At 70.7% G+C, this 23,762-nt stretch carries 16 protein-coding genes and 1 pseudogene; 10 read left to right on the top strand and 7 right to left on the bottom strand.

Annotation, left to right across the window (positions count from 1 at the left end; all coding sequences use genetic code 11):
* The first annotated feature begins 108 nt into the window (after positions 1 to 108).
* Both LDO26_RS14915 and LDO26_RS14910 read left to right on the top strand, forming a co-directional pair.
* The gene (locus LDO26_RS14915; RefSeq protein WP_232131886.1) at positions 109 to 3,552 is read left to right on the top strand and encodes a hybrid sensor histidine kinase/response regulator; all 3,444 of its coding nucleotides are present in this window, start codon (positions 109 to 111) and stop codon (positions 3,550 to 3,552) included.
* A 143-nt stretch (positions 3,553 to 3,695) separates the two neighbouring features.
* A complete protein-coding gene (locus tag LDO26_RS14910) occupies positions 3,696 to 4,334 on the top strand; it encodes an exopolysaccharide biosynthesis protein (RefSeq protein ID WP_232131885.1) in 639 nt (212 codons plus the stop codon).
* A 95-nt stretch (positions 4,335 to 4,429) separates the two neighbouring features.
* On the opposite strand, the gene LDO26_RS14905 is transcribed toward LDO26_RS14910, so the two are convergent.
* Both LDO26_RS14905 and acs read right to left on the bottom strand, forming a co-directional pair.
* A complete protein-coding gene (locus tag LDO26_RS14905; protein ID WP_232131884.1) occupies positions 4,430 to 5,104 on the bottom strand; it encodes a response regulator transcription factor in 675 nt (224 codons plus the stop codon).
* A gap of 10 nt (positions 5,105 to 5,114) precedes the next feature.
* Positions 5,115 to 7,073, bottom strand: coding sequence for an acetate--CoA ligase (gene acs, locus LDO26_RS14900; protein ID WP_232131883.1), 1,959 nt, complete (start codon positions 7,071 to 7,073; stop codon positions 5,115 to 5,117).
* A 212-nt stretch (positions 7,074 to 7,285) separates the two neighbouring features.
* On the opposite strand from acs, the gene LDO26_RS14895 reads away from it, so the two are divergent.
* Positions 7,286 to 8,656: a DcaP family trimeric outer membrane transporter gene (locus tag LDO26_RS14895; protein ID WP_232131882.1), complete on the top strand. Its 1,371-nt coding sequence runs from the start codon at positions 7,286 to 7,288 to the stop codon at positions 8,654 to 8,656.
* A gap of 150 nt (positions 8,657 to 8,806) precedes the next feature.
* Positions 8,807 to 10,483, top strand: a complete 1,677-nt coding sequence (locus LDO26_RS14890; protein WP_232131881.1) for an MFS transporter — start codon at positions 8,807 to 8,809, stop codon at positions 10,481 to 10,483.
* A gap of 36 nt (positions 10,484 to 10,519) precedes the next feature.
* Here the strand turns inward: LDO26_RS14890 and LDO26_RS14885 are convergent, their stop codons facing one another.
* A complete protein-coding gene (locus LDO26_RS14885) occupies positions 10,520 to 11,479 on the bottom strand; it encodes a LysR family transcriptional regulator (RefSeq protein WP_232131880.1) in 960 nt (319 codons plus the stop codon).
* A 128-nt stretch (positions 11,480 to 11,607) separates the two neighbouring features.
* Here LDO26_RS14885 and LDO26_RS14880 point away from each other — a divergent pair, with 128 nt between their 5' ends.
* On the top strand, positions 11,608 to 12,510 hold the full coding sequence (locus LDO26_RS14880) for an NAD-dependent epimerase/dehydratase family protein (protein WP_232131879.1): 903 nt from the start codon (positions 11,608 to 11,610) through the stop codon (positions 12,508 to 12,510).
* 447 nt (positions 12,511 to 12,957) lie between these two features.
* Here LDO26_RS14880 and LDO26_RS14875 read toward each other — a convergent pair whose 3' ends face one another.
* Entirely contained in the window at positions 12,958 to 13,290 is a 333-nt protein-coding gene (locus LDO26_RS14875) for an EF-hand domain-containing protein (RefSeq protein ID WP_232131914.1), read from the bottom strand.
* Positions 13,291 to 13,352: 62 nt separating this feature from the next.
* A complete protein-coding gene (locus LDO26_RS14870) occupies positions 13,353 to 14,561 on the bottom strand; it encodes a DesA family fatty acid desaturase (protein WP_232131878.1) in 1,209 nt (402 codons plus the stop codon).
* A gap of 135 nt (positions 14,562 to 14,696) precedes the next feature.
* Here LDO26_RS14870 and LDO26_RS14865 point away from each other — a divergent pair.
* From LDO26_RS14865 to LDO26_RS14850, 4 genes and pseudogenes are all read left to right on the top strand, one after another.
* Positions 14,697 to 15,470 (top strand): annotated as a pseudogene (locus tag LDO26_RS14865) (ABC transporter ATP-binding protein); the annotation flags it as partial.
* Between the two features lie 218 nt (positions 15,471 to 15,688).
* Positions 15,689 to 16,501, top strand: a complete 813-nt coding sequence (gene mutM / locus LDO26_RS14860) for a bifunctional DNA-formamidopyrimidine glycosylase/DNA-(apurinic or apyrimidinic site) lyase (protein ID WP_232131876.1) — start codon at positions 15,689 to 15,691, stop codon at positions 16,499 to 16,501.
* Positions 16,502 to 16,577: 76 nt separating this feature from the next.
* Entirely contained in the window at positions 16,578 to 17,141 is a 564-nt protein-coding gene (locus LDO26_RS14855) for an ECF-type sigma factor (protein WP_232131875.1), read from the top strand.
* Positions 17,142 to 17,154: 13 nt separating this feature from the next.
* Positions 17,155 to 19,962 (top strand): serine/threonine-protein kinase, encoded by a 2,808-nt coding sequence (locus LDO26_RS14850; RefSeq protein WP_232131874.1) that lies wholly within the window; start codon positions 17,155 to 17,157, stop codon positions 19,960 to 19,962.
* Positions 19,963 to 20,043: 81 nt separating this feature from the next.
* On the opposite strand, the gene LDO26_RS14845 is transcribed toward LDO26_RS14850, so the two are convergent.
* Both LDO26_RS14845 and LDO26_RS14840 read right to left on the bottom strand, forming a co-directional pair.
* Entirely contained in the window at positions 20,044 to 20,694 is a 651-nt protein-coding gene (locus LDO26_RS14845) for a thymidine kinase (protein WP_232131873.1), read from the bottom strand.
* 57 nt (positions 20,695 to 20,751) lie between these two features.
* Positions 20,752 to 21,528 (bottom strand): SEL1-like repeat protein, encoded by a 777-nt coding sequence (locus LDO26_RS14840; RefSeq protein ID WP_232131872.1) that lies wholly within the window; start codon positions 21,526 to 21,528, stop codon positions 20,752 to 20,754.
* A gap of 203 nt (positions 21,529 to 21,731) precedes the next feature.
* Here LDO26_RS14840 and LDO26_RS14835 point away from each other — a divergent pair, with 203 nt between their 5' ends.
* On the top strand, positions 21,732 to 23,723 hold the full coding sequence (locus tag LDO26_RS14835) for a UvrD-helicase domain-containing protein (RefSeq protein ID WP_232131871.1): 1,992 nt from the start codon (positions 21,732 to 21,734) through the stop codon (positions 23,721 to 23,723).
* The last annotated feature ends 39 nt before the right edge of the window (positions 23,724 to 23,762 follow it).

Genomic DNA, 23,762 nt, shown 5'->3' with positions numbered 1-23,762 from the left:
GCGGAGCGTCGGGGGCGTCGCCCCGACCTACGCGCGCGACGCGCGGGTGCGCACACGAGCCGATGCCGGCCACGTAAACTCGGCGGCTCGACGGGCGAAGGGGACGGCATGCTGCCGGGCTGGATGCTGCTGCTGGTGTCACTGGGCTATGCCGCGCTGCTGTTCGGCGTGGCGTGGTACGGCGACCGCCGCCCGCTGTACCCGGACCGGCCGTGGCTGCGCCCGGTGGTCTACAGCCTGGCGCTGGCGGTGTACTGCTCGTCGTGGACGTTCTACGGCGCCGTCGGCACCGCGTCGCGCTACGGCCTGGGCTACCTGCCGATCTACATCGGCCCGCTGCTGATGATCCTGTTCGGCTGGCGGATCCTCGAGCGCCTGGCGCTGATCGCGCAGTCGCAGAATACGGTCTCGATCGCCGACTTCATCGCCTCGCGCTACGGCCGCTCGCAGCGGCTGGCGGCGCTGGTCGCGTTCATCGCGCTGGTCGCCGCGGTGCCCTACCTGGCGCTGCAGTACAAGGCGGTGGCGATCAGCCTGGACGTGCTCGGCGGCCCCGACGGCGCGGTCACGACCTTCGGCGACCCGGCGTTCTACGTCGCCGCGCTGATGGCGCTGTTCGCGATCCTGTTCGGCACCCGCACCGTCGACGCGACCGAGCACCGCCCGGGGCTGATGCTGGCGGTCGCGCTGGAGTCGCTGATCAAGCTGGTCGCGCTGGTCACCGTGGGCCTGTTCGCGATGCAGTGGCTGGGCGCGCGCGAACTGCCGCTGATGGAGGCGACCCGCGCGCTGGTCGCCAACGCGCCGCCGAGCGGCTTCCTGGCCCAGTGCCTGCTCGCGTTCGCGGCGATCATCTGCCTGCCGCGGCAGTTCCACGTCGCGATCGTCGAATGCGGCGACGTGCGCGACATCCGCCGCGCGCGCTGGCTGTTCGGCGGCTACCTGGTGCTGATCTGCCTGATGGTGCTGCCGATCGCCGGCGCCGGCGTCGCGCTGTTCGGCCGCGATGGCCCGGTCGCGTCCGACAGCTTCGTGCTGGCGCTGCCGATGGCCGAGAACGCCGACATGATCGCGCTGTTCGCCTACATCGGCGGCTTCTCGGCGGCGACCGGCATGGTCATCGTGTCGTCGGTCGCGCTGGCGACGATGGTCAGCAACGACCTGGTGATGCCGATGCTGCTGCGCCGCGGCTACGCCGAGCGCCACGGCGGCAACGTCGCCTCGGCGGTGCTGTGGATCCGCCGCGCGGCGATCATCGGCCTGGCCGCGCTGGCCTACGGCTACTACCGGGCCAGCGGCAGCGACACCACGCTGGCGGCGTACGGGCTGATGGCCTTCGCCGCGGTCGCGCAGTTCGCGCCGGCGCTGATCGGCGGGCTGTACTGGCGCGGCGCCAGCCGCAAGGGGGTCGAGGTCGGGCTGCTGATCGGCTTCGGCGTCTGGGTCTACACCCTGCTGCTGCCGGCGCTGACCGAGGCCGGCTGGCTCGACCCGCAGTGGCTGTTCCACGGGCCGCTGGGCATCCAGTGGCTGCGGCCGCGCCAACTGTTCGGCCTCGACGGCTGGGATCCGCTGACCCACGGCACGTTCTGGTCGCTGCTGCTCAACGTCGGCGCGCTGCTGCTGGTATCGGCGCGCTGGCGGCCGACGCTGGACGAGCGCCTGCGCGCCGCGCCGTTCCTCGACCCCTACGCCGAGCGCCGCACGCTGGCCTCCGAGGACTGGAACGGCAACGTGCACGTGGGCGACCTGCTGACCCTGACCGGACGCATCGTCGGCGACCGCACCGCGCAGCGCGCGTTCGAGGAGTACGCCCAGTCGCAGTCGATGCCGCTGGAGCCCCGGAGCCCGGCCGACCGCGCCTGGCTGCAGTTCACCGAGCGCCAGCTGGCGGCCGCGGTCGGCGCCTCGTCGGCGCGCCTGCTGATGACCAGTGCGCTGCGCGGCTCGGGCATGGAGGTCGACGAGGTCGTGGCGATGCTCGACGAGGCCGGGCAGGAGCTGCGCTTCAACCGCGAGGTGCTGTCGTCGACGCTGGAGAACATCGACCACGGGGTCAGCGTCGTCGACCGCACGATGCGCCTGGTCGCGTGGAACCGCAGCTACCAGCGGCTGTTCGGCTATCCCGACAACATGCTCTACGTCGGCCGCCCGGTCGCCGACCTGATCCGCTACAACGCCGAGCGCGGCGAGCTGGGTCCGCGCAACGCGATCGACATCGACATCGAGATCGACAAGCGCATCGCCTACATGCGCGCGGGCTCGCCGCACGTGTCCGAGCGCGTGCTCAGCAACGGCCAGGTCATCGAACTGCGCGGCCAGCCGCTGCCCGGCGGCGGCTACGCGACCAGCTACAGCGACGTCACCGACTACAAGCGCGCCGAACGCGAACTGCGCGAGATCAACGAGACCCTGGAGCAGCGCGTCGGCGAGCGCACGCGCGAGGCCGAGGCGGCGCAGGAGTCGCGCTCGCGGTTCCTGACCGCAGTCAGCCACGACGTGCTGCAGCCGCTCAACGCGGCGCGGCTGTTCACCTCGGCGCTGCGCGAGACCCAGGACGGCAACGAGCAGAAGCACCTGGCCGAGCGCGTCGACACCTCGCTGCGCGCGGCCGAGGAGCTGCTCGACGGCCTGCTCGACGTCTCGCGCCTGGATGCCGGCGCGCTGAAGCCGGAGATCACCGACTTCGACGCCGCCGAGCTGTTGCGCCAGCTGGCCGGCCAGTACGCGCCGATGGCCGCGGCGCGCAAGCTCGACATCCGCCTGCATGCGCCGCCCACGCCGGTGCGCAGCGACCGCCGGCTGCTGCGCCGGGTGCTGCAGAACTTCCTCGCCAACGCGCTGCGCTACACCCGCAGCGGACGCATCGTGCTGGCCGCGCGCCGTCGCGGCGACACCGTCGCGCTGCAGGTCTGGGACACCGGCCCCGGCATTCCCGAGCACCACATGCGCCAGATCTACGACGAGTTCCACCGCTACGAGCAGCCCTTCGACTGGGACGGCCGCGGCCTGGGCCTGGGCCTGTCGATCTGCCAGCGCATCTCGCGGCTGCTCGGACACACGCTCGATGCGCGCGCCACGGTCGGCAAGGGCAGCATGTTCTCGATCACCGTGCCGCGCAGCGCCCAGGCCGTGCTGCCGGCGGCGCCACCGTCGGCCGTGCTGCCCGACGCCTCGCTGAGCGGCCTGCGCGTGCTGTGCGTGGACAACGACGACGACATCCTCGCCGGCATGGACGTGCTGCTGCGGCGCTGGGGCGTGGAGCCGCTGTGCGCCAAGACCATCGACGAGGCGATCGCGTGCATGGACCAGCATCCCGACGTGCTGCTGGTCGACTACCACCTGCACGACCGCCTCGACGGCCTGGACACGCTCGACACCCTGCGCGGCATCGCCCCGGACGTGCCGGGCGCGCTGCTGACCGCCGACGGCAGCGACGCGCTGAAGCAGACCGCGCGCATCCGCGGCTACCGGGTGCTGACCAAGCCGGTGAAGCCGGCCTCGATGCGCGCATTCCTGGCCGCCCAGCAACGCCTGCGCGCCGCGCGCTGAATACGCCGCGACCGCAGGCAGGCAACCGCGACGGCGTGAATGCCGACGGCGGCCGGACGACGACATCGACCGGCCGTGCGCATGCGCCCTGCTAGACTGCGCGGCCCGACTGTCCGCCGATCGCCCGGAGACCCGCACCGCACATGAGCGCAGCCACGCACACCGCCGATCCGCTGGGCGATCGCCTGGAACGCATCATCGCCACCCTCGACGACAGCCAGTTGACGCTCGGCGAGATGATCCGGCGCATCGGCGGCGAAGGCCTGCTGATGCTGTCGATGCTGCTGACGGTGGTCTTCCTGATCCCGGTATCGATCCCCGGCGTGAGCACGGTGTTCGGTGCGGCGCTGGTGCTGATCGGCATCAGCCACCTGACCGGCAAGCCGCTGTGGCTGCCGGGGCGGCTGCGCGACCGCCACCTGCCGGCCGAGAAACTGCAGGCCGGGCTCGGCCGCGGCCTGGTGTGGGTGCGGCGGCTCGAACGCGTGAGCCGGCCCGGGCGGCTGGCGGCGCTGTCGCAGGGCCGCGCGGTCGACGCCTTCAACAGCCTCGCCTTCATCTTCGCCGCGCTGCTGCTGATGGCGCCGTTCGGCTTCGTGCCGTTCAGCAACACGGTGCCGGCGATCGCGCTGCTGTTCTACGCGATCGGCCTGATCCAACGCGACGGCGTCGCGATCCTGCTCGGCCACCTGTCGACGATCGGCACGGTGATCTACTTCTCTGTGCTGATCGGCGGCGGCGGCTATCTCGCCGCGGGGCTGTGGCAGCATTTCAGCGGCTGAGGCCTGCGTAGCGCGGGAACGGACCGCGCCTGCGGCAGAAACCATTCCGGCGAGAAGCGCGGCGCGCTCCGAAAGAACCGGCCGGACCGCGACGCTCAGCCGTGCTCCATCTCCTCCGGCGGTAACGTCATCGTGTCCGGGTCGACCGACAGCTTGCCGGCGATCAGCACCGCCTGGGTGCGGTTGGACGCGCCGAGCTTGCGCAGCACCGCGGTCATGTGCGCCTTGACCGTGGCCTCGGACACGCCCAGCTCGTAGGCGATCTGCTTGTTGAGCATGCCGTCGCCGAGCATCTGCAGCACGCGGAACTGCTGCGGCGTGAGGTCGCGCAGGCGCGCGGCGACGTCGTGCTCGTTCGGCGACACGCCCGGCGCGGACGCGGCCGCCTCGGGGATCCAGCGGTCGCCGTCGAGTACCTGCGCCACCGCGCGCGCCAGGGTCTCGGCATCGGCCGACTTGGGCACGAAGCCGGCGGCGCCGTGATCGAGCGCGCGCCGCATCACCGCCGGCTCCTCGCGCGCGGACACCATCAGCACCGGCAGCTGCGGGTACTGCGCGCGCAGGTGCACCAGCGCGCTGAAGCCGTGCACGCCGGGCATGTTGAGGTCGAGGGTCAGCAGGTCGGCATCGGGCTCGGCCTCGACCAGGGCGTACAGGGCATCGACGTTGTGCGCCTCGCGCAGTTTCGCGTCCGGCACCGCGCGGGCGATCGCACCGCGCAGCGCTTCGCGGAACAGGGGGTGGTCGTCGGCGATCAGCAGGGTTGTCATCGGGTCAGCATCAGCCGTTCGGGATGTATCGTTCCTTGACGAGCGCGTCGACCACGCCCGGATCGGCAAGCGTGCTGGTGTCGCCGAGCTGGTCGGGGGCGTTCTCGGCGATCTTGCGCAGGATGCGGCGCATGATCTTGCCCGAGCGCGTCTTCGGCAGGCCCGGCGCCCACTGGATGTGGTCGGGCGATGCGGTCGGGCCGATCTCGGTGCGCACGTGCTTGACCAGTTCCTTGCGCAGCTCCTCGCTGTACTCCTCGCCGGCCTTCAGGGTCACGTAGGCATAGATGCCCTGGCCCTTGATGTCGTGCGGGAAGCCGACCACCGCGGCCTCGGCGACCTTGGGATGCAGCACCAGCGCGCTTTCCAGCTCGGCGGTACCGATGCGGTGGCCGGAGACGTTGATGACGTCGTCGACGCGCCCGGTGATCCAGTAGTAGCCGTCGGCGTCGCGGCGGCAGCCGTCGCCGGTGAAGTAGTTGCCCGGATAGGCCTTGAAGTAGGTGTCGATGAAGCGCTGGTGGTCGCCGTAGACGCTGCGCATCTGCCCCGGCCACGAGTCGATGATGACCAGGTTGCCTTCGGCCTCGCCCTCGAGGAAGTTGCCGTTGGCGTCGACCAGCGCCGGCTGCACGCCGAAGAACGGCTTGGTCGCCGAGCCGGGCTTGGCGTCGATCGCGCCGGGCAGCGGCGAGATCAGGATGCCGCCGGTCTCGGTCTGCCACCAGGTGTCGACGATCGGGCAGCGCGAATCGCCGACCACCTCGTAGTACCAGCGCCAGGCCTCGGGATTGATCGGCTCGCCGACGCTGCCGAGCAGGCGCAGCGACTTGCGCGAGGTCGATTTCACCAGCGCCTCGCCCTCGCGCATCAGCGCGCGGATCGCGGTCGGCGCGGTATAGAAGATCGACACCCGGTGCTTGTCGATGACCTGCCAGAAACGCGCGGCGTCGGGATGGTTGGGCACGCCCTCGAAGATCAGCGAGGTCGCCGCATTGGCCAGCGGGCCGTAGACGATGTAGCTGTGGCCGGTGACCCAGCCCACGTCCGCGGTGCACCAGTAGACGTCGTCGTCGCGCAGGTCGAACACCGCGGCGTGGGTGTAGCTGGCGTAGAGCAGGTAGCCGCCGGTGGTGTGCAGCACGCCCTTGGGCTTGCCGGTCGAACCGGACGTGTAGAGGATGAACAGCGGATCCTCGGCGTTCATGCGCTCGGGTTCGCAGGTATCGGGCTGGTCGTCGACGACGGCGTCGTACCAGCGGTCGCGCGGCATCTGCATGTCGACCGCGCCGCCGGTATGGCGCACCACCAGCACGGTCTCGACGGTGTTGGTGCCCGGCAGCTTCAGCGCGGCGTCGACGTTGGCCTTCAGCGGCACCTTGCGGCCGCCGCGCAGGCCCTCGTCGGCGGTGATGATCAGCTTGCTGCCGCAGTCGGAGACGCGGTCGGCGATCGAGTTCGGCGAGAAGCCGCCGAACACGACGCAGTGCACCGCGCCGATGCGCGCGCAGGCCAGCATCGCGACCGCGGCCTCGACGATCATCGGCAGGTAGATCGTGACCCGGTCGCCCTTGCCGACGCCGAGGTTGCGCAGCGCGTTGGCCAGCCGGCAGACCCGCGCGTGCAGCTCGCGGTAGCTGACGTGGCGCGCTTCGGTATCGGGGCTGTCGGCCTCCCAGACCAGCGCGGTCTTGTCGCCGCGCGTGGCCAGGTGGCGGTCGAGGCAGTTGACGCTGGCGTTGAGCTCGCCGTCGGCGAACCAGCGGATGCGGAAGTCCTTGAGGTCGTAGCTGACGTCGCGGATCTGGGTCGGCTTGACGTACCAGTCGAGGCGCTCGGCGACCTCGCCCCAGAAACCGTCGGGATCCTGCACGGACCGGGCGTAGTCGCGCGCGTAGTCGGCGGCGGTGATGGTATCGGGGCCGGCGAAGCCGGCGGGCACGGGATACAGCTCGGTGGGACTGCTCATGGCGTTGGTTTCCTCCCGGGAATCGCGCGCACCAGTGTGCCGCATTCGCCCGGAGGGGCGGCTAGACGATGGTCTAAACCACGCCGGTTTCGACTATCGACCAATGGGGAATGGGCGCGGCCGCCCCACGCGTGCAGTCTGCGTCCACGGACCCGTGCGTCCGCCCGTTTCGTTTCCGATCTGCATCGACATCATCCCTCGGGAGGGGACCCATGACTCAACAACCCGCAGCGAAGGCCCGCCCGCGTCTGCTCGCCATGGCGGTCGTGGCCGCACTCGCGCTGCCCGGCGCCGCGTTCGCGCAAACCGCCAAGGAGCAGGAACTGGAAGCCCGCATCGCCCAGCTTGAGGCGCAGGTCCAGGCACTGCTGTCGCAGCAGCAGCAGACCGAGACCGCGGTGCAGGAAGTGCGCACCGCGCAGGCCACGCAGCCGGCGCCGGCCGCCGCGCCTGCCGGCAGCCAGCCGATCCAGGCCACGACGATCACCCCGCAGGCCAACCCCGGCACCGCGTTCACGGTCGGCGGCATGATCCGCATCGACGGCTTCGCGACCAAGACCACCGACGGCGACATCGCCAAGGGCACCGCGGGCCGCGACTTCTACGTGCCCGGCGCGATCCCGGTCGGCGGCGACGGCCCGGACACCTACATGGACGCGCACGCCAAGTTCTCGCGCCTGTGGTTCGACGCCAGCACGGTGCTCGATTCCGGCGACAAGCTGGGCGCGCGCTTCGAGCTGGACTTCTTCGGCGGCACGCTCGGCAACTCGGCGGCGACCAACACCTACGGCGCGACGCTGCGCCACGCCTACCTGACCTACAACAACTGGCTGGTCGGCCAGACCTGGTCGAACTTCATGGACACCAACGCGCTGATCGACGCGGTCGACTTCGTCGGCCCGACCGACGCGGTGGTGTTCGTGCGCCAGCCGCAGGTGCGCTACACCAGCGGCCCGTGGACGGTCTCGCTGGAAAGCCCGGAAACCACGGTGCAGCCGTTCGGCGGCGCCGCGCGCGTCATCGCCGGCGACAACAGCGTGCCCGATGTCATCGCCCGCTACACCCACAAGGGCGACTGGGGCCATGTCAGCTTCGCCGGCATGGTGCGCCAGCTGAAGTACGAACCCGTCCCGGGCACGTCGAGCACCGACACCGGCTTCGGCGCCACCGTCAGCGGCCTGGTCAAGCTCGGCGACAGCACCGACCTGCGCTACCAGGTCAGCGGCGGCGAGGGCATCGGCCGCTACATCGGCCTGGCGACGATCCAGCAGGACGCGATCGCCGACGCGGCCGGCAACATCGACGCGCTCGGCGGCTGGGCCGGCTACTTCGGCGTGCGCCAGGTGTTCTCGCCCACCGTGCGCGGCAACCTGTTCTACGCGCGCTCGCAGTGGGACAACGACACCGCATGGACCGGCTTCGACGTGACCCGGAAGGTGCACTCGGTGCACGCGAACGTGATCTGGTCGCCGGTGCCCAAGCTCGACTTCGGCGTCGAGGCGATCTGGGGCGAGCGCACGCTCGAATCCGGCGCCGACGGCGAGCTGATGCGCCTGCACACGATGGCGCGCTACAGCTTCTGAGCATGACCCGCGGGGCCACGGGGCCCCGCGATCCCCGCACCCGGCCGGCGACACCGCCCGGGCACGGGACACGAACGGCGACAAGGCAGCGCACGCATATCGGCAGTACCGGAACACAACTCATCTGACTCACGCCGTGGGAGGCGAAGAATGTCTACGACAACTGCAGCAGCCGCACCGAAGGGCAGCGGCATCACCAAGGAGCATCGCAAGGTCATCCTTGCGTCGAGCCTGGGTACCGTCTTCGAGTGGTACGACTTCTATTTGTACGGTTCACTGGCTGCGGTCATCGCGGTCCACTTCTTCTCCGCCCTGCCCTCGGGCAGCGCCTTCGTCATGGCGCTGCTGACCTTTGCCGCGGGCTTCGCGGTGCGTCCGTTCGGCGCGATCGTGTTCGGCCGGCTCGGCGACATGATCGGGCGCAAGTACACGTTCCTGATCACGATCGTCATCATGGGCGTGTCGACGTTCCTGGTCGGCGTATTGCCGACCTACGCGACGATCGGCATCGCCGCGCCGATCCTGCTGGTGATCCTGCGATGCCTGCAGGGCCTGGCGCTGGGCGGCGAGTACGGCGGCGCGGCGACCTACGTCGCCGAGCATGCGCCCAACGGCAAGCGCGGCCTGTACACCAGCTTCATCCAGTGCACCGCGACGATCGGCCTGTTCCTGTCGCTGCTGGTGATCCTGGGCTGCCGCCTGGCCCTGGGCAACGAGGCGTTCGCCGAATGGGGCTGGCGCATCCCGTTCCTGGTCTCGTTCATCCTGCTGCTGATCTCGATCTGGATCCGCATGCAGCTCAACGAATCGCCGCTGTTCCAGAAGATGAAGGAAGAGGGCACGCGCTCGAAGGCGCCGCTGACCGAGAGCTTCGGCACCTGGAGCAACGGCAAGATCGTGCTGCTGGCGCTGTTCGGCGCCACCGCCGGCCAGGCCGTGGTGTGGTACGCGGGCCAGTTCTACGCGCTGTTCTTCATGACCCAGACGCTGAAGGTGGACCCGGTCACGGCCAACCTGTTCATCGCCGCGGCGCTGTTGATCGCCACGGCCGGCTTCGTGTTCTTCGGCTGGCTGTCGGACAAGATCGGCCGCAAGCCGATCATCATGGCCGGCTGCCTGCTGGCCGCGATCACCTACTTCCCGCTCTTCAAGGCCCTGACCCATTACGCCAACCCGGCGCTGGAAGCCGCCGCCAAGACCTCGCCGGCCGTGGTCGTCGCCGATCCCAAGGACTGCTCGTTCCAGTTCGTGCCCGGCGAGCTGAAGGGCCACGTGACCTTCAACAACTCCTGCGACATCGTCAAGAACCTGCTCAACGCCCGCAGCGTCCCGTACACCAACGAGAAGGCCTCGCCCGGCACCCTCGCCAGCGTGCGGATCGGCGACACCGAGATCCAGAGCGTCGATGTCGTCGCACTGGAACCCGAAGCCGCCGCGGCCGCGCAGGCCAAGCTGACCGCCGACGTGACCGCCGCGATCGATGCCGCGGGCTACCCGGCGACGGCCAACAACGACGAGATGAACAAGCCGATGGTGTTGTTGATCCTGGTGATCCTGGTGCTGTACGTGACCATGGTCTACGGCCCGATCGCGGCATGGCTGGTCGAGCTGTTCCCGACCCGCATCCGCTACACCTCGATGTCGCTGCCGTACCACATCGGCAACGGCTGGTTCGGCGGCTTCCTGCCGACCACGGCCTTCGCCCTGGTGCTGCTGACGGGCAACATCTACTACGGCCTGTGGTACCCGATCATCATCGCGCTGATCACCTTCGTCATCGGTACCTTCTTCCTGAAGGAAACCAAGGACGTCGACATCACCAAGTAAGCGCGTCATCCGCGCCGGAGGCCTTCTCCGGCGCCGTCACCGGAAACGCCGGCCCGCGAGGGCCGGCGTTTTCGTCTGTGCGGTCTGCGCCCACGAGGCTTCCCCGCCGTCGTCCCGCAGCGACTGCGCCAGATGGTCGAGGAATACCCGGATCCGCGAGGCCACGCCGGAATTGCGGTAGTAGACCGCGTGGATCGGCTGGCGGATGTCGAGTGCCCGGTCCGCGAACAGTTCGACCAGGGTGCCGGCACGGCGGTCCGCCGCGGTCATGAAATCCGACAGGCAGGCGATACCGTTGCCGGCCAGCGCCAGCTGGCGCACGGTCTCGCCGCTGGATGCGGTGATCGCCGGCGCGACCTCCACCTGCCCGTCACCGGCATTGCGCAGCGGCCAGCGGTTGAGATGCGGCAGACCGGCGAAGCCGAGCAACACGTGACGATCGAGCGCATCGACGTCCGTTGGCACGCCGTGCCGCGCGAGATACGCCGGCGCGGCCAGCACCCGGATACGGCTGTCGGCAAGAGGGTGCGCATGCAGCGTCGAGTCCTTGAGCGCGCCGATGCGGATCGCGACATCGGTGCGCTGTTCCAGCAGGTCGATGACCCGGTCATGGCTGCTCAGCTCCAGGGTGATCTGCGGATACGCGGCGCGGAAACCGGCGATGCGCGGCACCAGGACGTGCAACAGGAAGGGGGTCGCCGCGTCCACGCGCAGCAGGCCGGAGGGTGCGGTGCGCAGCGTGGCCATGCGGTCCTCGGCGGCCTCGACCCCGGCCAGGACCGTGCGCGCGTCGTCGAGGAACAGGCGCCCCTCCTCGGTCAGCGCCAGGCGCCGCGTGGTCCGGCGCAGCAGCGTGGTCTGCAGCTTGTCCTCGAGCCGGCCCAGCGCGCGACTGACGCCGGAGACGGTCTGCCCGAGCCGGCGCGCCGCGGCGGTGATCGATCCCGCATCGACGACCGCGACGAAGGCCTGCAGTTCGTCGAGCGTGGTCTTCATCGAAGGCTCCGGCAGGTGGGCCGTCGATTATTGACCCAGGATCAAGGGAATTGTGCGTTTAGGCCGGTTTTTGTATCGAAACCGGAGGCGCAGACTGGCACCCCTTCCCTCCAGACAGGATCTGCCCCATGCAACTGTTCCTCACCGGTGTCACAGGTTTCATCGGCGGTTCGCTCGCCACCGCCCTGCTGCGCGACGGCCATGCGGTTCGCGGGCTGGTGCGCTCGCCCGATGCCGCCGCCAGGGTCGAGGCGCTCGGCATCACGCCGGTGATCGGTACCCTCGACGATCGCGACCTGCTGGTCGCGGAAGCGCGACGCGCGGACGCGGTCATCAACGCGGCCAGCAGCGACCACCGCCCGGCGGTCGAAGCGCTGCTCGAGGGGCTGCGCGGCTCCGGCAAGGCGTTCCTGCACACCAGCGGTTCGAGCGTCATCGGCGACGACGTCGCCGGGAACGCGCTGTCGCCGCACATCTTCGACGAGGACACCCCGCTGATCGTCGAGCCCGGCAAGCAGGCCCGGCATGCGGTCGACCTGCTGATCCTGGCCGCCGCCGACGATGGCGTGCGCGCGGTCGTGCTGTGCAACACGATGATCTACGGCACCGGCAGCGGCCTGCACCGCGACAGTGTGCAGATCCCGCCGCTGGTGCAGCAGGCGCGCGACAGCGGCGTGGTGCGCATCGTCGGCAGCGGCGTCAACCGCTGGTCGAACGTGCACATCGACGACGTCGTCGACCTGTACCGGCTGGCGCTGGCCGACGCCCCGGCAGGCGCGTTCTATTTCGTCGAGAACGGCGAGGCCTCGTACGCCGAACTGGGCGCGTCGATCGCGCGCCGGCTGGGCCTGGGCCCCGTCGAATCCTGGACCGTCGCCGATGCCGCCAAGGTCTGGGGCGAAGGTCACGCGCGCTATTCGTTCGGCTCCAACAGCCGCGTGCGTGGCAAGCGCGCGCGCCGCGAACTGGGCTGGGCGCCGCGCCACCATTCCGTCACGCGCTGGATCGAGACGGAGATGCCGCTGGACTAAGCGTTTTCGCCACGGATCCACGCGGATGAACGCAGATCGAGAGCCAATGCAAAGGTCGAGGCGATTCGATGCCTTGCCCGCTTCCGATCCGCGTCATCCGCGTGCATCCGTGGCCGAACCGCCATTCTTTGGTTCTTCCGGGGAATACGGTCATCCGACCTTGCGTAGGTCGGCCCCACGCGGCCGACGTGTGCGGTGCCCGGATTCGCGAAATCCCTCCGTCGGGGGCGTTGCCCCGACCTACGGTCGAGCCCCCCCCGGAATCGGGACGGGCCGGAACCTTATTCTTTGCCACGGATCCACGCGGATGTGCACGGATAGAGCAAATACAGAGGTCGAGGCGAGGCCACGCCCCCGCTGCTTCCGATCCGCGTCATCCGCGTGGATCCGTGGCCGAACCGCTTTTCTTTCAGCTCATCCGTGGCCGAACCGCTCCAGGCGCGCGCCTCAGCGCTGCGGCGGGGCCGACAGTTCCCTGGCATCGAGGTAGCCGTCGCGGTTGGTGTCCTGGCGGTTGAACGTCGCCGCAAGCTTGGCGAGATGCTCGGCGCGGGTGATCGGCCGCCCCTTGCCCCCCGGCAGCTCGTCGGACGTCAGCACGCCGTCGCCATTGCGGTCCATGCCGTCGAACGCATAACTCATCCACGCCTGGTACTCGGCCAGCGAGACGCGACCGTCGCCATCGCTGTCCATGCGCTCGAGATACTCGCTGGTGCGCGTGACCTGCGCGACGGCGGCCGCCGACAGCACGATCCCGAGTACGCCGCAGGCGCAGCGGATGCCGGCAGGCAGGACCCGTGATCGCGTCCTCGACATCGACATCGATCGGCCTGCGTGGGTGTTCAGGCGCGCACGCTCTGCAGCGAGTAGCCCTTCAGCCGCGCCGAGTATTCCTGCAGCACGCGGATGCCACTGGCCTCGGCCTCGCGGCACCATGCCTGCAGGTTCTGCAGCGTCTCGCCGGCGTTGTGCGAACGCGCCTCGAGCAGCGCCGACAGCCGCGCGCGGTACTCGACCAGGGTGCGGATGCGCGGCCGCTGCTCGACCCACTGCTGCAGTTGCTGCCTCGCATCGGGCTTGAGCCAGCGGCCGTCGTCGACCAGGCCCTTGCGCAGCTGGCGCGGCAACAGCGCGCGCAGCCTGGCGCCGGCGGCCTGGGCTTCCTCGCGCAGCGCCGGGGTGAGCACGTTGCGCTGGTAGTCGGTCATCGCCTGGAAACGGTGCGCCAGCAGCGCCTTCATGGTGTCGGTGTCGGGCACGTGGATGTTGGGGCGCACGTCCAGCGACGGCGCGACCCGCAGCACCTTGGCCAGCCTCACCTTCTCCAGGCCCTTGATCACTGCCCAGCCGATGTCGAACTCCCACCTGCGCAGCGCGAACTTGGCCGAGCTGGGGAACGCGTGGTGGTTGTTGTGCAGCTCCTCGCCGCCGATCCACACGCCCCACGGGGTCAGGTTGGTCGCGGTGTCGCTGGTCTCGAAGTTGCGGTAGCCCCACCAGTGGCCGAGGCCGTTGACCACGCCGGCGGCCCAGAACGGGATCCACGCCATCTGGATCGCCCACACCGCCACGCCCTTGAAGCCGAACAGCGCGAAGCTGACGAACAGCAGCAGGGTCGGCCCGAACGTGGCGTACGGCGTGTAGAGCCGGCGCTCGATCCAGTCGCTGGGCGCGCCCTTGCCGTACTGCTCGATGTCGGCGCGCATGCCGCGGGCTTCGCGGTACAGCTCCACGCCGCGCCAGAAGACCGTCTTGATGCCCTTGTGCATCGGGCTGTGCGGATCGTCCTCGGTCTCGCACTTGGCGTGGTGCTTGCGGTGGATTGCGACCCACTCGCGGGTGATCATCGACGTGGTCAGCCAGGTCCAGAAGCGGAAAAAGTGGGCGATGACCGGATGGAAATCGACGCCGCGGTGCGCCTGGCTGCGGTGCAGGTACAGGGTGACCGCGAAGATCGTCAGCTGGGTGGCGACCAGCAGGTACAGCAGCATCGCGCCCCACCCGAACTGCAGCAGACCGGAAGACAGGAAATCGAGCAGCGAAGCGGGCATGGCGGCATCAACGAGGTGGACAACACGGGCATGATGGAGGCTGTTTCCCGCGTTTGCCATCCCTGCGAGGGCGTACGGTCGGGTGCTGTGTTCAGTCTCGCCGCCCCGCCGCTCCGAATCATGCGTCCAGATCCCATGCTTGCCAGATCCACCCCGCCGATGCTGCTCGAACTGAATGCGGCGACCGTGCTGCGCGGCGGCCGGCCGGCGCTCGACGCGGTCACGCTGGCGATTCCCACCGGCCGGCATACCGCGATCCTCGGCCCCAACGGCTGCGGCAAATCGACGCTGATCCAGCTGCTGACGCGCGCGCTGCATCCGCTGGCGCGCGAAACCGGGCCGGCGCCGGTCCGGGTGCTGGGCGAACGGCTGTGGGACGTCGCCCAGCTGCGGCGACGGCTGGGCATCGTCACCGCGCGGCTGCACGACGACCTGTGCACGTTGCCGGGCCTGCGGGTCGAGGACGCGGTGCTGGCCGCCGGTTTCGGCCAGCTTGCGGCGCCCGATGCCGCCCGCGTCGATGCGCCGATGCGCGAGGCCGCGCGCGAGGCGCTGGCGCTGACCTCGGCCACGGCGCTGGCCGGCCGCGCCTACGCCAGCCTGTCGACCGGCGAAGCGCGGCGCGTGCTGATCGCGCGTGCGCTGGTGCACCGGCCCGAGGCGCTGCTGCTCGACGAGCCGACCAGCGGGCTGGACGTCGTCGCACGCGCGCGCCTGCTCGAGGTGCTGCGGCGCATCGCCAGCGCCGGCACCACGCTGGTGCTGGTGACCCATCACGTCGAGGAACTGCTGCCGGAGATCGGCCACGTCGTGCTGCTGCGGCGCGGCCGGGTGATCGCCGACGGCCCGCGCGACGCGGTGCTGACCGACGCCCTGCTGTCGGACGCGTTCGAGGCGCCGGTCCGGCTGGTGCCGGGCGAGGGCGGCGCGCCGTCCGCGCTCGCCGTGGATACCGTGTGCGCCGCCGCGTCTGCGCCGGATCCCGGCAACGGATCGGGACCCGGCCCGCGTGGCAGCGATCCCTTGACGGCGAGCTGACGCCATCCCGGCCACGGGCGAATCGCGCCGTTGGTTTCCGGCGGACCGCCCCGACCTCCCCTCCTTCCGCAACCCGACGATCCGCACCGATGCCCGAACTGCCCGAAGTCGAGACCACGCGCGCCGGCCTGCTGCCGCATGTGCAGGGCCGCACGGTCACCGGCGTGGTGCTGCGGCGCCCGGACCTGCGCTGGCCGATCCCGCCGGAGATCGGCGAACTGCTGCCGGGCCAGCGCATCGACGCCATCCGGCGCCGCGCCAAGTACCTGCTGCTCGACACCGCCGCCGGCAGCGCACTGCTGCACTTGGGCATGTCCGGCAGCCTGCGGGTATTGCCGGCGGAAACCCCGGTCGGCACCCACGACCACGTCGACCTGCGCCTCGATTCCGGGCGCGTGCTGCGCTTCAACGACCCGCGCCGCTTCGGCTGCCTGCTGTGGCAGCCGGCCGGCACCACCCATCCGCTGCTGCGCACGCTCGGCCCCGAGCCGCTGACCGACGCCTTCGACGGCAACCATCTGTTCCTCGCCAGCCGCGGCCGGCGCGCGCCGGTCAAGACCTTCCTGATGGACCAGCGCATCGTGGTCGGCGTCGGCAACATCTATGCCGCCGAGGCGCTGTTCGCGGCCGGCATCTCGCCGCTGCGCGAGGCCGGCCGCGTCTCGCGCGAACGCTATGCGCGGCTGGCCGCCGAGGTGAAGCGGATCCTCGCCCATGCGATCGGCCGTGGCGGCACCACGCTGCGCGATTTCATCAGTCCCGACGGCGCGCCCGGCTATTTCGAGCAGGAGCTGTCGGCCTATGGCCGCGGCGGCGAGGCCTGCCCGGCCTGCGGCGGGCCGTTGAAGCAGGCAATGATCGGCCAGCGCACCACGGTCTGGTGTCCGCGCTGCCAGCGCTGAGCGCGGGACGAGCCGCGCGCGGCGCTGCGATCGCGCTATAGTCGCCGCGCAGGGGCGAGCGCGGGAATGCACGGGCGTGAGCGACGGTGCCGAAATCACCCAATGGCTGGATGCCGCGCGCGGCGGCGATCGCGATGCACTCGATCGGGTGCTGGCGACGCTCTACCAGGAACTGCACCACATGGCGCGCCGCCAGCTGGCGGGCCAGCAGGGCCGCACGCTGGATGCGACCGCGCTGGTGCACGAAGCCTACCTCAAGCTGATCGGACGCCGCGAGGCGCGTTTCGACGACCGCGCGCACTTCTTCGCCTACGCGGCCTCGGCGATGCGCAGCGTGGTCGTCGACTACGCGCGCCAGCGGCGCGCGCAGAAGCGCGGCGGCGACCTGCACCGGGTCACCGACCTGCCGGACAACATCGACAGCGGCCTGCGCCTGGACGAGGACATGCTGGCGCTCGACGTCGCCTTGACCCGCCTGGCGGCGGTCGACGCGCGGCTGGCGCACGTGGTCGAGCTGCGCTATTTCGCCGGCCTGTCGGAAGTGGAGATCGCGACCCTGCTCGACCGGTCCGAACGCAGCATCCGCCGCGACTGGCAGAAGGCGCGGATGTTCCTGCTGGCCTCGCTCAAGAGCGACTGAACGGCCTGACGCGATGGACACCGAGCGCTGGCAGCGGCTGTCTCCCGCGCTCGATGCGCTGCTGGAACTCGACCCGCCCGCCCGCGCCGCGCGCCTGCAGGCGCTCCGCGACGACGACCCGGACCTGGCCGACGAACTCGAACGCCTGCTGCTGCTGGAAGCCGACAGCGGCGATTTCCTCGCCGAGCCGGTGGTCGCGTCGCTGTCCGGCGCGCTGCCGGGACACCACATCGGGCCCTACGAACTCGAGCGCCTGCTCGGCGAGGGCGGCATGGGCCAGGTCTGGCTCGCGCGCCGCGCCGACGGCCTGTACGAACGCCGCGTCGCGCTGAAGCTGCTGCGCCCCGGGCTCGCCGATCCCGACCTGCGGCTGCGCTTCACCCGCGAACGCCAGATCCTCGCGCGGCTGGTCCATCCCTACATCGCGCGGCTGCTCGATGCCGGCATCAGCGCCGACCAGCAGCCGTACCTGGCGCTGGACTACATCGACGGCGAGCCGATCACCGACTGGTGCCGCGCCCGGCAACCCTCGGTGCCCGAACGCATCGCACTGTTCCTGCAGGTCTGCGCCGCGGTCAGCCACGCGCACGCCAACCTGATCGTCCATCGCGACCTCAAGCCGTCGAACATCCTGGTCACCGCGCTCGACGACGTGCGCCTGCTCGACTTCGGCATCGCCAAGCTGCTCGACAGCTCCGGGCAGACGCGCGAACACACCCGCACCGGCGTACGCGCGTTCACCCTGCACTACGCCGCGCCCGAACAGATCCTCGGCGAGCCGGTCACCACGATGACCGACGTCTACTCGCTGGGCATGGTGCTCTACGAACTGCTGGCCGGCTGCAAGCCCTTCGCGCTGCAGCGCCCCAGCGACGCGCAGTGGGAGCAGGCGATCCTCGACGCCGACCCGGTACGCCCCTCGCAGGCGCTGCAGCGCAATGCCGACGCCCCGGCGGGCGCGCACCGGCGCGAAGTCCGCGCGATCAGCGGCGACCTCGACAACATCGTCCTGCGCACCCTGTCCAAGCGCCCCGAACACCGCTATCCCTCGGTCGAGGCGCTGGGCCTGGACCTGCGCCGCTGGCTCGAAGGCCGGCCGGTACAGGCGCGTGCGCAAGGCCTGGCCTACCGTGCGCGCAAGTACCTGCGCCGGCACCGCTGGGCGGTCTCGACCGCGACGCTGGTGGTCGTGACCCTGATCGCGTCGATGGTCGCGGTGTCGTGGCAGGCGCAGCAGGCGATCCGCGAATCGACCCGCGCCCAGGCGATGCAGGACTTCGTCATCGGCCTGTTCGAGCATGCCGGCGCCACCCATCGCGGCGCGCCGCTGGACGTGCGCGAACTGCTGACCGCCGGCGTGCAGCGCGGCGATACCGAGCTGGCGCGGCAGCCGCTGGCGCGGGCCGAGCTGTACGGCGTGGTGGCGCGGCTGCGCCTGGGGCTGGGCGACTACGACCAGTCGCTGGCCCTGCTGCAGCGTCAGGCCGACATCCTGCAGTCGCTCGACGACCCGCCGGCCGGCCTGCGGGTGCAGGCGGTGACCGACATCGGCCGCACCCTGCGGCTGATGGGACGGCAGGGCGACTGCCTGGCCGGCATGCTGCCGATGCGCCCGCTGGTGCTGCAGCGCGAGCAGACCCTGCCGCGGCAGGCGTCGGAGTTCCACGCGCAGCTGGGACGCTGCCATCGCGACCTCGGCGAGCTGGACGCCGCGCGGGTGCTGTTCCAGCGCGCGCTGGGGCTGCGCCGCGAGCTGCAGGACGATGCCGGCATCGTCGAGACGCTGGCCGACCTGGCCTCGCTGCGCAGCGCGGCGGGCGAGACCGCGCGCGCGCGCGACGAGATCCGCGCGGCGCTGGCGCGGCTGCGCGGCAGCCTCGGCCCGCGCCACCCGCTGGCGATCGAACTGCTGCGCACGCAGTGCGCGCTGGAGCGTGCGCAGAGCGACATGCGCACCGCCGAGCGCAGCTGCGCGGAAGCGGTGTCGCTGGCATTCGAACTGCACGGCGCACGCCATCCGGCGACGCTGGACGCGCGCCGCCAGCTGGCCGCGATCCACGTCGACCAGGGCCGCTTCATCGAGGCCGACAACGCGTTCCGCGACGCGCTCGGCTGGACGGTCGCGCGCCTGGGCACGCACCACGCCGACGTCGCCCGCATCCACAACAGCCTGGGCATCATCGCCTGGGAGCGCGGCGACATCGAGGTGGCGCTGCGCGACCTGGAACGCGCCACCGCGGTCTGGGCCGATACCGGTCCGCGCGTGCTGCACGCCGGCGGCCTGTTCAACCAGGCGATGGTGCTGCACGACATCGGCCGCGACGCCGAGGCGCGTGCGCTGCTGGAACAGGCGCTGCCGTTGCGCATCGCGCAGCTGGGAGACACGCACGGGCTGGTCGGCGACACCCTGCGCCTGCTCGGCGAGGTCGATGCCGCGCTGGATGCGCCCGAGGCGCGCGACGCGCTGGCACGCGCCGTGGCGCTGACCGCCGCCGACTACGGACCGAGGCACTCGCACACGCTGCGTGCGCAGTTGTCGCTGGCCCGCTTCGACGCCCGCCGTGGCGACGACGACGCGCTGCAGCAACTCGACGCCCTGGGCATGACGCCGGAAACCGACGCCGAGCTGCGCAGGCTGGCCTGGCTGGCGCGCGCCTACGCGGCGGACGTGCGTTGCAGCCGTGGCGAACGCCTGCCGGCGCGCACGGCGCTGACCGCCGTCGAGGCGCAGATGCGCCAGGCCCAGCCCGAAGGCGGCGCCGTGGTACGCGAAGTCGAGGCGATCCGCGCCGGCTGCGGGCAGGGACTTGCGCGGCGCTGACCGCCGTGGGGACCGGTGCGGCCAGTGGTCGGGAGTCATTCGAACGCCGTAGCGAGACCGTCGCGAATGCCTCTCGGCCTCTCAGTCCTGCGCCGGTCCGGCGCCGCCCGGCCCGAGCGGCAGCGACGGCTGCTCCGGTTCGAGGCGCCCCTCGCCGCGGGTGATGCGCTTGAACTCGGCGCGGCTGACCGAGACGTAGCGTTCGTTGCCGCCGATCTCGACCTGCGGCCCGTCCTGCACCGCCTCGCCCCGGGCATCGACGCGCACGGTCATCGTCGCCTTCTTGCCCGAATGGCAGATGGTCTTGATCTCGACCAGTTCGTCGGCCCAGGCCAGCAGGTACTGGCTGCCTTCGAACAGCTCGCCGCGGAAATCGGTGCGCAGGCCGTAGCAGAGCACGGGAATCCGCAGCGCATCGACCACTTCGGCCAGCTGCCAGACCTGCGCCCGGGTCAGGAACTGGGCCTCGTCGACCAGCACGCAATGCAGCGCGCCATCGCCCTCGACCAGCCCGCGGATCCGCGCCAGCAGGTCGTCTTGCGCATCGAAGGCGATCGCATCGGAGGTCAGGCCGATCCGCGACGCGACCCGCCCGGTCCCGGCGCGATGGTCGAGCCGCGGGGTCAGGATCGCCACCCGCATCCCGCGCTCACGGTAGTTGTGCGCGCTCTGCAGCAGCGTCGTGGTCTTGCCGGCGTTCATCGCCGAGTAGTAGAAGTAGAGCTTGGCCATCGGGGAAGTCTAACGGCGATGGCCGTCCGATCAGCCGCCACGCAGACGCGCGGGCCGTCAGTCCCCGTCGGACCCGCGCGCTGGCCCGACCCGGCCGGACGGCGTTGCCTGATCATCGGCTTCGCCCCGCAACGGCTCGATCTCGCCGACATCGACCCGGCCGGTCGGCGGATCCTTCCACACCGCGTCGTGCCAGGCCTGGTATTCCTCCGGATCCCAGAACTTCGACGCGTAATAGCGGCTGCCATCGATGGTCTGCATGACCCCGCCCGGACCCGGCACCATGATCTGCAGCGAGCCCACGAATCCGGTCCGGCTTCCGGTCGACTGCCTGCGCTCGCGGCGCAACACCGAGGCGATCCGCGGCTTGGCGACGACGTCGCCGTATTCGGCATAGACCGCCTCGCCGCGGATCATCGCCTCCTGGCGCTGGGCCTCGTCGAGCTGTGCCCAGTAGCGTTCGCGCAACAGCACGAAGCCGCGATAGTGGCGCTCGGCCGCGAGGTCCATCCAGGCATAGGCCAGCGCCGGGTCGCGTTCGACGCCCTCGCCCTTCCACAGCATCTCGGCGATCATCCCCTGCGACGGCTTGTCGGCGTAGCGGGCGGCACGGCGGAACCAGGTCAACGCCTCGTCGAAGCGGCCGGCGTTGTAGGCCTCCCAGCCCCGCCCCCGGTTCTGCAGGTCCGGATGCGCAGCCAGGAAACCGGCACTGCTCATGATCTCCTCGTCGAGGGCATCGGCGGCCTGGGCGGACGCGGCCTGCGGCAGGCCGGCAACCAGCGGCACCGCGAGCAGCAGGGAGGTGGCGAGAACAATCGACCTTGCATGCATACGGGTGGCTCCTGCCGTTGGGGTGTCGTGGATACTAGGCGGGAATCGAGGCGGGCGTCTCTAGACTGATGGCACGGTCGCCCACCTGCCGCGACAGGTCGCCCACGCCAGCGCCGGCGTGCGAAGTCAAGCGCGTCCGGGGCTCGGCAGCCCCGCCGCCATCGGCGACAATGGGCCGCCCTGCACGACTGCCCAACGCCTGGATGCACGGTCTCAACCCCCAACAAGCCGCGGCCCTCGGCCATGTCGAAGGCCCGCTGCTGGTGCTCGCCGGCGCCGGCAGCGGCAAGACCCGCGTGATCGTCGAGAAGATCGCGCACCTGATCCAGTCGGGCCGCTATCCGGCCAAACGCATCGCGGCGATCACCTTCACCAACAAGTCGGCCAAGGAGATGCGCGAGCGCATCGCCAAGCGGCTGCGCGGCGACGCGGCCGAGGGGCTGACGATCTGCACCTTCCACGCGCTGGGCCTGAAGATGCTGCAGATCGAACACGAGCGTCTCGGCCTGCGCCGCGGCTTCTCGATCTTCGATGCCGACGACGCCACCGCGCAGATCAAGGACCTGCTGCCGGGCGCCAAGCCCGACGTGATCCAGCAGATGCAGGGCCTGGTGTCGCGGGCCAAGAACGCCGGCCTGTCGCCGGAACAGGCGCATGCGCTTGCGGTCAGCGCGCGCGAGTTCGAGGCCGCGGCGCTGTACGCGAAATACCAGGCGCGGCTGGCGGCGTTCAACGCGGTCGACTTCGACGACCTGATCCGGCTGCCGGTGCAGTTGCTCGAATCCGACCCGGAAGCCGTCCTGGGCTGGCGCGAGCGCATCGGCTACCTGCTGGTCGACGAATGCCAGGACACCAACGACGCCCAGTACCGCCTGCTCAAGGCGATCGCCGGCCCGAAGGGCAACTTCACCTGCGTCGGCGACGACGACCAAAGCATCTACGCCTGGCGCGGCGCCAACCCGGAGAACCTGCTGCAGCTGGGCAGGGACTACCCGGCGCTGAAGATCGTCAAGCTGGAGCAGAACTACCGCTGCAGCAACCGCGTGCTGCGCGCGGCCAACGCGCTGATCGCCCACAACCCGCACGAACATCCCAAGACGCTGTGGAGCGCGCAGGCCGACGGCGAGCGCCTGCGCATCTGGGAATGCAGGGACAGCGCGCACGAGGCCGAGCGCGTCGCCGGCGAGATCCACTTCCTGCAGTCGGCGCGCAAGGTCGAGTGGAGCGAGTTCTGCATCCTGTTCCGCAGCAACCACCTGTCGCGGCCGTTGGAGAAGGCGCTGCAGCTGCTGCGCGTGCCCTACCACCTCAGCGGCGGCACCGCGTTCCTGGAGCGCGGCGAGGTCAAGGACGCGCTATCGTGGCTGCGGGTGATCGTCAATCCCGACGACGATTCGGCGTTCCTGCGCGCGGTCCAGTCGCCGAGCCGCGGCGTCGGCGCGACCACGCTGGCGAAGCTGGCCGAGCTGGCGCGCGGCGCTGGCATGCCGATGTCGCGCGCGATCGAATCGATAAGCGTGCTCAAGCAGCTGCAGCCGCGCGCGGCCAATGCGCTGGGCGAGTTCGGCGACATCCTGCGCGGCCTGCGCGCCGAGTCGCGGCAGCTGCCGCCCGGGGACTTGGTGCGCCGGCTCAACGAGCGCTCCGGCCTGCTGGCCGCGGTGCGCGCCCAGTGCAAGACCGAGGAACTGTTCCGCATCCGCCGCGGCAACCTCGACGAACTGGCGTCGTGGTTCGAGCACACCGGCCAGGGCCAGGCGCGCGGCGCCGGCCCGGCCGAGCTGGCCGCGCAGCTGGCGCTGCTGACCCATGCCGACAAGGGCGAGGCCGGCAACCAGGTGCGGCTGATGAGCATGCACGCGGCCAAGGGGCTGGAGTTCCGCTACGTGTTCATCGTCGGCATGGACGACAACACCCTGCCGCACGAGTCGAGCATCGACGAGGGCCGCATCGACGAGGAACGGCGGCTGCTGTACGTCGGCATCACCCGCGCCAAGGAACAGCTGTGGCTCAGCTGGCCGCGCGAGACCCAGCGCTGGGGCGAGCGCCTGCGGCTCAAGCCGAGCCGGTTCTTCGACGAACTGCCGGCCGCGGAGATCCAGCGCGACGGCGCCGACCCGGTGGCCGACGCCGCGCGCAAGCGCGAGCGCGCCGACCATGGCTTCGCCGCGATCAAGGCGCTGCTGGAGAGCTGAGGATCGTCGGGTGGGTCTCGACCGCCAATGCACCGAACC

This window comes from Proluteimonas luteida, from assembly GCF_021191695.1.
Lineage (GTDB): Bacteria > Pseudomonadota > Gammaproteobacteria > Xanthomonadales > Xanthomonadaceae > Luteimonas > Luteimonas luteida.
The sequence above is the reverse complement of the archived record's forward strand: the minus strand, read 5'-3'. Positions and strand labels throughout refer to the sequence as shown.

Coding starts and splice junctions, on each gene's coding strand:
- LDO26_RS14870 (WP_232131878.1), bottom strand. CDS start 14,561: ATGCCCGCTTCGCTGCTCGATTTCCTGTCTTCCGGTCTGCTGCAGTTC.
- LDO26_RS14835 (WP_232131871.1), top strand. CDS start 21,732: ATGCACGGTCTCAACCCCCAACAAGCCGCGGCCCTCGGCCATGTCGAA.
- LDO26_RS14885 (WP_232131880.1), bottom strand. CDS start 11,479: ATGAAGACCACGCTCGACGAACTGCAGGCCTTCGTCGCGGTCGTCGAT.
- LDO26_RS14910 (WP_232131885.1), top strand. CDS start 3,696: ATGAGCGCAGCCACGCACACCGCCGATCCGCTGGGCGATCGCCTGGAA.
- LDO26_RS14845 (WP_232131873.1), bottom strand. CDS start 20,694: ATGGCCAAGCTCTACTTCTACTACTCGGCGATGAACGCCGGCAAGACC.
- LDO26_RS14915 (WP_232131886.1), top strand. CDS start 109: ATGCTGCCGGGCTGGATGCTGCTGCTGGTGTCACTGGGCTATGCCGCG.
- LDO26_RS14905 (WP_232131884.1), bottom strand. CDS start 5,104: ATGACAACCCTGCTGATCGCCGACGACCACCCCCTGTTCCGCGAAGCG.
- LDO26_RS14895 (WP_232131882.1), top strand. CDS start 7,286: ATGACTCAACAACCCGCAGCGAAGGCCCGCCCGCGTCTGCTCGCCATG.
- acs (WP_232131883.1), bottom strand. CDS start 7,073: ATGAGCAGTCCCACCGAGCTGTATCCCGTGCCCGCCGGCTTCGCCGGC.
- LDO26_RS14880 (WP_232131879.1), top strand. CDS start 11,608: ATGCAACTGTTCCTCACCGGTGTCACAGGTTTCATCGGCGGTTCGCTC.
- LDO26_RS14890 (WP_232131881.1), top strand. CDS start 8,807: ATGTCTACGACAACTGCAGCAGCCGCACCGAAGGGCAGCGGCATCACC.
- LDO26_RS14850 (WP_232131874.1), top strand. CDS start 17,155: ATGGACACCGAGCGCTGGCAGCGGCTGTCTCCCGCGCTCGATGCGCTG.
- LDO26_RS14840 (WP_232131872.1), bottom strand. CDS start 21,528: ATGCATGCAAGGTCGATTGTTCTCGCCACCTCCCTGCTGCTCGCGGTG.
- mutM (WP_232131876.1), top strand. CDS start 15,689: ATGCCCGAACTGCCCGAAGTCGAGACCACGCGCGCCGGCCTGCTGCCG.